The following is a 9,141-nucleotide window of genomic DNA, read 5'->3' on the forward strand; positions in this document are numbered from 1 at the left end:
AACCTAAAACGAATAGCCATCTTACTGTCAATCTTGGGGCAAAAAAAGAGCTTTGTATTAGGGTTTTACATTAGCCACTAGCAATAAAAGTCGTTTTAAAAAAACTTACGACTTTGTTCTCGTAATGTAGGCCAGAAAAGATTGACCACCAAACCGGCAATAACCAAACTTGCGGCCTCGACTTTCCAAGCTGGCAAAGCCTCACCCAAAAAGAAGGCAGATGCCCCTATGCCAAAGATGGGTACTAGCAAGGGTGCGGGAGCCACTACAGCTGCTGGATGCTTCGAGAGGAGCCAGCCCCAAGCTGCATATCCAAATAGGGTGTTCGCCCAGGACTGCCAAAGTACACCGACCCAAGCTCCCATAGGGGCTGCCAGGGTTATTTCCCATAAATGACTGGCACCGCCCTCAAAGATGAGTGCAACAAGTAGTAATGGAGGTATAGAGAATGCGCTTGCCCAAATAACATAAGACAGCATATTGATGGCACCTGCCCTGCGGCTTACTGTATTAGCAACACCCCAGGAGAAACCGGCAAATACCACTAAGGCCAAACCCAAGAAAGTGGTTGTGGCATCAGTATGCAGCGCAATAATTCCAAGGCCAATCATGGCAATTGCAACTGCAACTGCTTGATAAGACTTGAGCCCCTCTTTAGCAAAGAGCATTGCAAAACCAATCGTAAAGAAAACTTGCGTCTGAACTACCAATGAAGCCAAGCCTGGTGAAATCTGACTATTGACTGCGTAATACATCACCCCAAACTGCCCTACCCCAGTTGCCAAACCATAAATACACAAATTAACCCACGACACTTTGGGTCTGCGTAGAAAAAATACAAAAGGCAACAAAACAAAGATGTAGCGTAATGCAGCAAAGTAAAACGGTGGGAAAGAAGCCAGACTATTTTTAATAACTACAAAGTTAGTGCCCCATACCGCCACAATTCCTAAAGCCAGAAGTAAATGACTGACTGGCAATTGATTGTGCGACTGATGATCGCGCAGAGCTTGTGAACTATTCACCAGTCAGTAATTCAGCGGCGCGTTGCGCAATCATCATCGTAGGTGCCGCAGTATTGCCAGAAGTAATTGTTGGCATCGCAGAGGCATCAACCACCCTCAGATGATGAATACCCCGAACTCGTAATTTTGAATCCAGCACTGCCATCGGATCATCATCGCGCCCCATCTTGCAGGTGCCTACTGGATGAAAAATCGTTGTACCAATATCTCCAGCAGCTTTGACGAGTTCTTCATCACTTTGATATTGCTTACCTGGCTTGTACTCATCTGGCGTGTATGGCTTGAGCGCTGGGCTTTCCACAATCTTGCGTGTGAGACGCAATGAGTCGGCGGCCACTTTGCGATCTTCATCGGTCGATAAATAATTGGGTGCAATCACTGGGGGCACTTCTGGATCGATCGAGCTGATATGCACACTACCGCGAGATGTTGGTCGCAAGTTACAAACGCTCGCGGTAATCGCATTAAAAGAATGCAAATCTTCACCAAACTTTTCTAGTGATAATGGTTGCACGTGATATTCCACATTGGCCGATGGCTGCTCAGGTGAGCTGTATGCAAAAGCACCTAGCTGCGATGGTGCCATCGACATCGGGCCAGAGCGCTTAAACACATACTCCATACCAATTAACAGCTTGCCAAGCAAAGAGTTCGCTTTGGTATTGAGAGTCTTAATGCCATTGACCTTGTAGATCATGCGCAATTGTAAATGGTCTTGTAAGTTTTCTCCTACGCCTGGTAAATCTGCGATGACGGGGATGCCCAGCTTATTGAGATGCGCAGCTGATCCAACACCCGAGCGTTCTAGAACCTGCACGCTGCCAATGGCACCTGCACTCAGAATCACTTCGCCTTGATTGGCAGCACCAGAAGCGGTGCAATGCACATCGATGGTTTTGCCATCCTTAATGTATTGAACTCCGTAGCAATCTTTGCTATTCGAATCAATCAATAATGTATTGACCATCGCTTCAGTAACTACCGTGAGGTTGGATCGCTTGGCAGCATCACGCAAAAATGCTTTGGATGTATTGAGGCGCCAACCTTTGCGCTGACTCACATCAAAATAACCCACTCCAAAGTTATCACCTTGGTTAAAATCATCTGATGATGGGATGCCTGCTTGTACGGCTGCCTCCCTAAAGATATCCATGATGGGCCAACGCAAGCGCTGTTTAGAAACCGTCCATTCACCGCCTTTGCTATGCCACTGATTAGCAGCGCCGTGATAATCCTCAAACGATTTATAGCGACGCAATGCGTTTTCCCAGGACCACGAATCATCGCCAGTTGCAGTCACCCAGGAGTCATAGTCACCCGTCTGACCACGCATATAGATCATGCCGTTGATAGAAGAGCAGCCACCTAAAACTCTACCGCGCGGATATAGCAGTGAGCGTCCGTTTAGACCTTTTTCAGCAGCGGTCTTAAAGCGCCAGTCTGCCCTTGGATTGTCAATGCAATATAAATAGCCAACTGGCACATGTATCCAAATGTAGTTGTCGTTCTTGCCAGCCTCAATCAACAGCACCCGTTTGGCAGGATTCTCAGTTAGGCGCTTAGCCAGCATGCAACCTGCGCTGCCTGCGCCAATGATGATGTAGTCGTATGCGTCTTGATGACTTGTTGTACTCATGTGTCCACTCTTATAGATGCCAATTTTTAAACTCTATTATTTACCAAATCTTGCAATACGAAGAAATTGAGCAATTCGGCAAAAAATGGCAAATACCCGTCTAAAATGGACCTATGCATGTCAATGAAAAGAACCGCACCCCCAAGAAAGAAGATCTTGATGAGGGCCCAAGTAAATCCGAGCTAAAGCGCCAGATGACTGAGCGCCAAAAACTGGCTGAGGTTCTGGCAGCGCTTAGTAGCGATGCCTTAAAGACTATTTCCCTAGATGAGGCCATTAAGGCTGCTATTGCAGAAACCAACAAGATCAAAAGCTTTGAAGCCATACGTCGCCACAAGCAATACCTTGGCAAGCTCATGCGCTTTTTAGATGAAGAGGAGCTTGATGCGATTCAAAAGCGCTTGGATGCAATTCAGGGTGTTAGCAAGGCAGAAACTGCAAAACTGCATCATCTAGAATCTTATCGTGATCGCTTGATTGCGAATGATGAAACCTTTACTAAGATGATTGAGCAATATCCCGATATGGATATTCAGAATATGCGCACACTCATCCGTAATGCCCGTAAAGAAAAAGAGGCCAATAAACCCCCTAAGGCTTATCGAGAAATCTTCCGCGTCTTAAAAGACATGGGCATTTAAAATCCTGAGACATACTAAGCTCTTCGGGGGCTAGTTTCTACTCTTCAGAAGATCCTAGGTGATTGATTTAATTAAAGCTTGTTGAATTTTTGACGCCACACAAAATGGCGAGATGCGTATTAAATCTTCAAGTTCGCCGAAGGCATTTCTACCCAGCGATACATATAGTTGGCGGTAATAGCACTGCACACCACAACCCCCAGCATTAAGCTAATTGCAATTAGACCGCTCTCTTGAGCATGCACTCCAGAAGCAATGTAAAGCGTATTCGCTAGCAAAATAAAGGCAAAGTGAATCAAGAAAGCACAGTAAGAGCGCGGGCTCGCCCAAACAATAGTGCGCAATAGAAATGCTTTTGCTTTTGAGCTTGTTACACCCAGACTTGGATAGCTAGAGTTGCCCCATACGAATAAAAGCAAAGCCACAAACCAAGCCAAGAAGTTGCGTAACCACACGTCATGCAATGTGGAGATCGCAATAATCACCCCAATAGCAATGAGTGCAAACTTAGCTAAGCCTTGAAGCTTCTGATTGGCAAAGTTCTTGGCAAGATAAGCCAATACACCAAGGCTGTATGAGCCAATAAAGTAAATAAAGTAGGCCTCGTATTGATTGGAGCGATTGAAGTACAGCAAAGAAGCAGTCGCCATAATGCTGATGAACCAAATCAAAGCTTGGTAAGAAGAAAAAGTCATCAGCAATACCGCTAGTACTGAATACAACTGCCAATCAATCGCCACATACCAAACACCAGCAGAAATAGAATCAAGCCCCAATATGCCTTGCAAGAAAAAAAGATGCGCCAGGAACTGACTGAGCATTTCTTGCTCCCCAACGAACTCATCATTGACCCAAAAGCGCGCAATCCAAGCACACAGAATAGTAAAAATCAAAGCAGCAATATAAGGCGCAAACAGGCGTAAATAGCGATTGATGATGACGCGCAATAAATTCTGGCTACTGAATTTCGCATTGGCAAATCGTGTGAGTGACTGGGTTGCGAGATAGCCTGCCATGACTAAAAAGATTTGTACTCCATAGCGACCATACTCAAATAAGAAATTCATCACACCCGGCAAGAATGCTCGCGCATCTTCTGCAATCTGACCATAACTCGATAGGTGATGCAGAATGATCAATAGCGCTGCAAAGACCTTGAGAAGGTCTATCAAGAAAATGGGCTGGGCGTGCTTCAAAACAGAGATGGGGCGGGACTCAAACCAAACAATTAAACAATTAAACAATTAAACAATTATTTGGATTTTGTCTTACCCATCAAAGAAGTGAGCATGGGATTACTACTAGCAAGCTCTTTTTTTGTTTTTGCAATACGTTCTGCAGCGCCAGGCTTTGGCGTCTTAGCAGCATTTTTCATGCGCTGTGCCGTGGTCAAAGCTAAGTTCTTATAGAGATCTGTTTTTTTCATTGTCATCGTGATTAAGCTCCTAAATGGATCCCGGGATTACTTTGTCAATGAACGTGCAGCCAGGCCCAAGAAAAGCAATGACCAGCCTTGTAAGAGTAGTTCGATTGCGATGAGTAGGCCAGGTAACCACAAACTACTTTCTGGGTAGCCATTCATGATGAGAACACCCATCAAGATAGAAATCGCAGAAGACAATACCAACCAGAACCATTCACGGAAATGACGGTGCTGAAATGCGGAGATCAAACGTAGAAAGCCGGTCACAAAAAAGATGGCGGCAAGCCAGAGGGTAATAGCCTCTAGAGCAGGAATTGGAAAGGCCCAAGTGTAGATGCCAGTTGCGATATACAAAACCGCTAAAACTATTTGAATGCCGACACTCTTCCAGCCAGTGGATTTGAGGGCATGCGCAAATTGCACTGCGCCACCAAAAATCAAGAATGCACCCAGCACATTAATAGTGACAAATGAAAACAATGTCTGGCCAGCAACGCCAATCATCCCTAAGGCAATAAACACAATTCCCATGCCAATGAGTGCGCCAGGCACTTTTGCAGCTGCGCCCAGAACTGCAGCGCGGATTTCTTTAATTTGCGTCAGGGATAAATCAGTCATTTGCAGGCTTTCGAAGAAAATTAGTTATTAAAAACTCTAGTACGCCTATTATCTCAGGGTTTTAGAGCATCAATAAGGCTAATCAAGTCCTTAAACGCACTGCTTGGCCTGGAAAAACGGGTATTCTTACTTCTTTTATATGGCCAGTTAACTCGCCACCAGCATAAGAAAGTATTCAATTTAGATGGACACTACATTAACCGTTGTGCTCGGCATTGTTGCCATGTTGTTACCTCTAGTCGTAGGTCGACTGGTCTGGAAGCGTTTTGACCAGTACTTTGGTCGCAACGATGAAGCCTATATGGATAGCTTGGAATACTTCCTTAAAAAGATTGGTTTCACTATTTTGATTGCCTTCATCCTATTGTGGCTTGGTATCAGCTTGGTTTTCAGTGGCAGTCCTAATTATTAAGAGTAGCTAAGAGAATAAAAAACTAGGAATTCGCCACCATCATGAATGATCAACTCCTCACGATTCTCAAGAAAGCAAAACTCAACTTTGCAGTACTGGGGAGCATTTTGGTGCTCGCGATTGTTGGTAAGTTAACCAATCCTGAGTTCACCAACGGGATCTTCTTAATGGCGGATCAACTGGTTTCAGAACTCATTCTGCTATTTGTTGCCATAACCTTGGGTGCATTTATCCCGAACTTCAAGCTAGTGGTACTAGGCGCAATCGCTGCCTTCGTGGCCGCAGCTGTTGCCATTCAAACAGGTGTGTTTACTTATCTGACAATTGACTACCTGTTTGCCGTGTTGATAGTAGTTCTAGGCTTTGCATCGATTGCTAATTTGTATAGGCATTACAGAGAATTTCAGTTTTAAGGCTGGCCTTACTTATCCTTAAGATAATCCAATACAGGATTTATCTCAGGCAAATCTTGCTCCATGAATGAATTAAGCTTTTTATCTGATATCACCTGAATTGACACGTTTTTTACCTTCATCAACCATATTAGTAGACGTTATCGTTCTTAGGTTCTCTAGGTTTTGCCAAAGCACGGCTCTTGGCACTGAAATCCTCATTGCTGTAATGCAACCATCCAGCAAGCCCTCTTTTGTAAGCAGCCGATCAATTGCTTTTTTTAGACTGATAAGAACACTATCGCCATAAGCAGCCCTTGCTTTTTCAGTCGCTTGATGCAGTTCTTTTTTATGTACTTTCATCATCGCTAGATCAATTACATCTCGGCTAAAGACGCTATCGTCACTCCATCGGTCTGCATTCGCCAAAAGCTTGCTAGCCACCAAATCTACTCTTGATAGAGTGGCAATATCTCCAACGCAGTCCTTGTCTTTAGGGGCATCAAAGGCAATACGCCCTTCTGAGATAATTTCAAACTTAATATTGACTTCCCCAACACGTAGCATGGCTCGAATACCGTATTGATCTGTGCGAATGTCACGAGCTAAAACCAATTCTCTACCACTTTTTGTAATGGCTGCAATTCCCTCTGGCCCCGTTAGCAATTCCCGTAGAGCTCGATAACCTATGAGATCCGAAACTAAAAAATCAATATCTACCGATTCTCGATACTCTCCATTCATTAAAGCAATTGCAGTTCCACCACCAAAATAACAGGCATGATCTTTAAGGGCTTGAGCATCCAGTCTTTGAAGAACCTCGAAAATTTTTTGATGATGCTCGCGCTTAAACAAGTAAATTCTCCATTCCTTTTTCCGCAATCAATCTTTGCATTAGAGCTCGTTCATGACTATCGATTTGCTGCATATCTAAGAAGCGTTTATTGCGCTCATAAATTCCCCTAGCCTGCTCATCAGTAATAAGTGTGTTGACGTCTAACTGCCAGGACAAAGCTGTCAGCTGCGGGTAATCGCCAATCCGAATATGCGGATCTTCAAGTACCAATGAATTTGTTGGCTGCCCCTCATCTCCAGTCAAGATCCCCAAATGGAGCCCAAGCGCATTGCAAACCTGCAAATACGCCCCCAAGCTAACAGAGGTTTCACCCTTTTCAATTCGATGCAAAGTCACCCGTGAAATCCCCGCTGACCTAGCTGCAGACTGAGCGCGTACACCTAATGCCTTCCTTTGGGAGGCAATCTTTGCACCTAAATCAAGCTGCTGAGTTAGCAATGAATTGTTCATAATGTTTCTTATTATATACAAATTATGTATTTTGTAAACTTTAAGAAACATTAAATAAGGCATTACCGCTAAGTGTAATTAGCATCATGCCGATGGGATACCCCAAAGACTGGATCAAATTCTGGATCTCTAACCCACTTGCTTATTTGTCGGTTATTCCGGGTACGTAGTCGATGGTCGTATACCTTGCGATACCAGCGCGGCGCAGTACCGCTTATCGTCATCTGACTGTCAGAGTGATAGCGTGCAATCGCTTTTCGACCCAATACAGATCGTGGATCATGACGCGGAGATCGGACTCCTGGAATATGGGATTTCCAGTCGATTAAGACCCACTCATAGTCATGCTGCTGATTCTTTCTTCTAAATGTACGTGACATAACAAACTCCTTTTGATAGTTACGTCATGTCGATCTCCTTAATAGAATTAGTGACCAAGACTCAAGCGATGTGAGTAAATAAAAAAATTGCTGCAATTCATGATGAGACAGTACAGAGCCCATGCACGATGAAAAAATAATTTTGTATTGAAAATTTTAACGAAGCAAAAAAACCATCTTTAGTACATGGTTTGATTTAGTCAAGAAGGTATATTTGATAAACCTAAAAAATTAGACTATTAATTACTTTAGTTAAATTTGTAACTATAAGATTCTTGCTGACTTATCAGTTGAACCGACTTTTGAGTGACCGATAAAAACCAAACCCTTTTATCTATTTGTGGCTTAATATCCTCAAAGACATCGGGGTTCAATATGGCAACACACCAAGCTGGATTCTCATCTCGCACAGACTCATAGATGATTGCTTGAACATCAGTCTTTCGCACCACTCTAGCTATCTCTTGGGTCTCGAGATAGCGATCCGGAATAGTCCAGAGTGCCTCGCCCTGGGCAAAAGGTGAGCGCCTTAGATCTACAACTTGGCATGATGGTTCACAGCAAAAAACAGTGTGTGCAACAGGGCCTAGATAGCTCAGACCTAATGAATCCTTTAAAAAACGCCAGCGCCAATATCCCAATTCCGCGCCAGCAGTTCGAATAGATTCTGCCCCATAAAAAACTCCTGGGTCTATTTCAGAACGAAATCTTGAGCCCCCTCTTTTAGGATGGTAGCGAAATGGGGTTGCAAGTAAATAATCTAAGTTTGATGTGCCAGGCCTCATCATTGGCTTGCTACCCTCAAGCAATACTTCTAGGGTGTGCTGCTCATGTAAGTCGTCAACCAACTTCATTGTTGATGCAACATGCTGCGCCTCAACAATTCGCCAAACCTTCTCCCTCCAAGGAAAAGCTTCAGACGATACCGCGTGAGGAGTCCAAGTATTGAACGACACGTACCAATCCCTCCGTTGTTTGTATTAAGGTGATGGGCTTTGAATGAAGGCCGAGGTTTTCACTGATGAGCCACTGATGGGCAATCTGATCATCACTCACGATAGAGTCAAGTGATCGATATAAACGTACGAATAAGAGTGAAAAATCCCATTCTTTCCCCCCTTCCTTTAATTGATACGTCCCCTGATATAGACGCGTAATCGTAGGGGGGCTCAGACCAAGGACTTTTGACAATAAAGCATGAGAAATCTTCAATTTATCTGCAGCTCGAATAACTGCCTTCCCCAACACGCTGGCGGAACTTGGAATTGGCCTCATTTGATGCGCTAATGTCATGATTTAGGATCAATG

Annotated in this window: 13 protein-coding genes; 3 read left to right on the top strand and 10 right to left on the bottom strand. The window is 44.1% G+C overall.

Annotation, left to right across the window (positions count from 1 at the left end; all coding sequences use genetic code 11):
* Positions 1-95: 95 nt before the first annotated feature.
* Positions 96-980, bottom strand: a complete 885-nt coding sequence (locus B7X71_RS08705; protein ID WP_293597775.1) for an EamA family transporter — start codon at positions 978-980, stop codon at positions 96-98.
* A gap of 37 nt (positions 981-1,017) precedes the next feature.
* Positions 1,018-2,661 carry a GMC family oxidoreductase N-terminal domain-containing protein gene (locus B7X71_RS08710; RefSeq protein WP_293597768.1) on the bottom strand — a complete coding sequence of 548 codons (1,644 nt, stop codon included), beginning with the start codon at positions 2,659-2,661 and terminating at the stop codon, positions 1,018-1,020.
* Positions 2,662-2,774: 113 nt separating this feature from the next.
* Here B7X71_RS08710 and yjgA point away from each other — a divergent pair, with 113 nt between their 5' ends.
* Complete coding sequence (yjgA, locus tag B7X71_RS08715; protein WP_293597767.1) at positions 2,775-3,302, top strand: ribosome biogenesis factor YjgA; 528 nt, start codon at positions 2,775-2,777, stop codon at positions 3,300-3,302.
* A 119-nt stretch (positions 3,303-3,421) separates the two neighbouring features.
* Here yjgA and B7X71_RS08720 read toward each other — a convergent pair whose 3' ends face one another.
* The 3 genes from B7X71_RS08720 to B7X71_RS08730 are packed head-to-tail and all read right to left on the bottom strand — an operon-like array spanning position 3,422 to position 5,343.
* A complete protein-coding gene (locus tag B7X71_RS08720) occupies positions 3,422-4,546 on the bottom strand; it encodes an acyltransferase (protein ID WP_293597766.1) in 1,125 nt (374 codons plus the stop codon).
* An 8-nt stretch (positions 4,547-4,554) separates the two neighbouring features.
* Positions 4,555-4,734: a hypothetical protein gene (locus tag B7X71_RS08725; RefSeq protein ID WP_293597765.1), complete on the bottom strand. Its 180-nt coding sequence runs from the start codon at positions 4,732-4,734 to the stop codon at positions 4,555-4,557.
* Positions 4,735-4,764: 30 nt separating this feature from the next.
* On the bottom strand, positions 4,765-5,343 hold the full coding sequence (locus tag B7X71_RS08730) for a DUF308 domain-containing protein (protein WP_293597764.1): 579 nt from the start codon (positions 5,341-5,343) through the stop codon (positions 4,765-4,767).
* A 184-nt stretch (positions 5,344-5,527) separates the two neighbouring features.
* Between B7X71_RS08730 and B7X71_RS08735 the strand changes: the two genes are divergently transcribed.
* Positions 5,528-5,755 carry a hypothetical protein gene (locus B7X71_RS08735; protein ID WP_293597763.1) on the top strand — a complete coding sequence of 76 codons (228 nt, stop codon included), beginning with the start codon at positions 5,528-5,530 and terminating at the stop codon, positions 5,753-5,755.
* A gap of 41 nt (positions 5,756-5,796) precedes the next feature.
* Positions 5,797-6,168, top strand: a complete 372-nt coding sequence (locus tag B7X71_RS08740; protein WP_293597762.1) for a hypothetical protein — start codon at positions 5,797-5,799, stop codon at positions 6,166-6,168.
* An 81-nt stretch (positions 6,169-6,249) separates the two neighbouring features.
* On the opposite strand, the gene B7X71_RS08745 is transcribed toward B7X71_RS08740, so the two are convergent.
* The 5 genes from B7X71_RS08745 to B7X71_RS08765 all read right to left on the bottom strand — a co-directional run bounded on the left by B7X71_RS08745 (position 6,250) and on the right by B7X71_RS08765 (position 9,126).
* Positions 6,250-7,002 (bottom strand): nucleotidyl transferase AbiEii/AbiGii toxin family protein, encoded by a 753-nt coding sequence (locus tag B7X71_RS08745; RefSeq protein ID WP_293597761.1) that lies wholly within the window; start codon positions 7,000-7,002, stop codon positions 6,250-6,252.
* A complete protein-coding gene (locus B7X71_RS08750; RefSeq protein WP_293597760.1) occupies positions 6,995-7,453 on the bottom strand; it encodes a helix-turn-helix domain-containing protein in 459 nt (152 codons plus the stop codon). Before B7X71_RS08750 ends, B7X71_RS08745 begins: the two co-directional genes overlap by 8 nt.
* A gap of 68 nt (positions 7,454-7,521) precedes the next feature.
* On the bottom strand, positions 7,522-7,833 hold the full coding sequence (locus B7X71_RS08755; protein ID WP_293597759.1) for a hypothetical protein: 312 nt from the start codon (positions 7,831-7,833) through the stop codon (positions 7,522-7,524).
* Positions 7,834-8,081: 248 nt separating this feature from the next.
* Entirely contained in the window at positions 8,082-8,789 is a 708-nt protein-coding gene (locus B7X71_RS08760) for an RES family NAD+ phosphorylase (protein ID WP_293597758.1), read from the bottom strand.
* Positions 8,749-9,126: an MbcA/ParS/Xre antitoxin family protein gene (locus B7X71_RS08765; RefSeq protein ID WP_293597757.1), complete on the bottom strand. Its 378-nt coding sequence runs from the start codon at positions 9,124-9,126 to the stop codon at positions 8,749-8,751. The genes B7X71_RS08760 and B7X71_RS08765 overlap by 41 nt, the downstream gene beginning before the upstream one ends.
* Between the last annotated feature and the right edge of the window lie 15 nt (positions 9,127-9,141).

Source organism: Polynucleobacter sp. 39-46-10 (genome assembly GCF_002282275.1).

What these genes read in the sequence shown, in the direction of transcription:
- B7X71_RS08730 (WP_293597764.1), bottom strand. Translation starts at nt 5,343, where the DNA reads ATGACTGATTTATCCCTGACGCAAATTAAAGAAATCCGCGCTGCAGTT.
- B7X71_RS08725 (WP_293597765.1), bottom strand. Translation starts at nt 4,734, where the DNA reads ATGACAATGAAAAAAACAGATCTCTATAAGAACTTAGCTTTGACCACG.
- B7X71_RS08710 (WP_293597768.1), bottom strand. Translation starts at nt 2,661, where the DNA reads ATGAGTACAACAAGTCATCAAGACGCATACGACTACATCATCATTGGC.
- B7X71_RS08765 (WP_293597757.1), bottom strand. Translation starts at nt 9,126, where the DNA reads ATGACATTAGCGCATCAAATGAGGCCAATTCCAAGTTCCGCCAGCGTG.
- yjgA (WP_293597767.1), top strand. Translation starts at nt 2,775, where the DNA reads ATGCATGTCAATGAAAAGAACCGCACCCCCAAGAAAGAAGATCTTGAT.
- B7X71_RS08735 (WP_293597763.1), top strand. Translation starts at nt 5,528, where the DNA reads ATGGACACTACATTAACCGTTGTGCTCGGCATTGTTGCCATGTTGTTA.
- B7X71_RS08755 (WP_293597759.1), bottom strand. Translation starts at nt 7,833, where the DNA reads ATGTCACGTACATTTAGAAGAAAGAATCAGCAGCATGACTATGAGTGG.
- B7X71_RS08740 (WP_293597762.1), top strand. Translation starts at nt 5,797, where the DNA reads ATGAATGATCAACTCCTCACGATTCTCAAGAAAGCAAAACTCAACTTT.
- B7X71_RS08750 (WP_293597760.1), bottom strand. Translation starts at nt 7,453, where the DNA reads ATGAACAATTCATTGCTAACTCAGCAGCTTGATTTAGGTGCAAAGATT.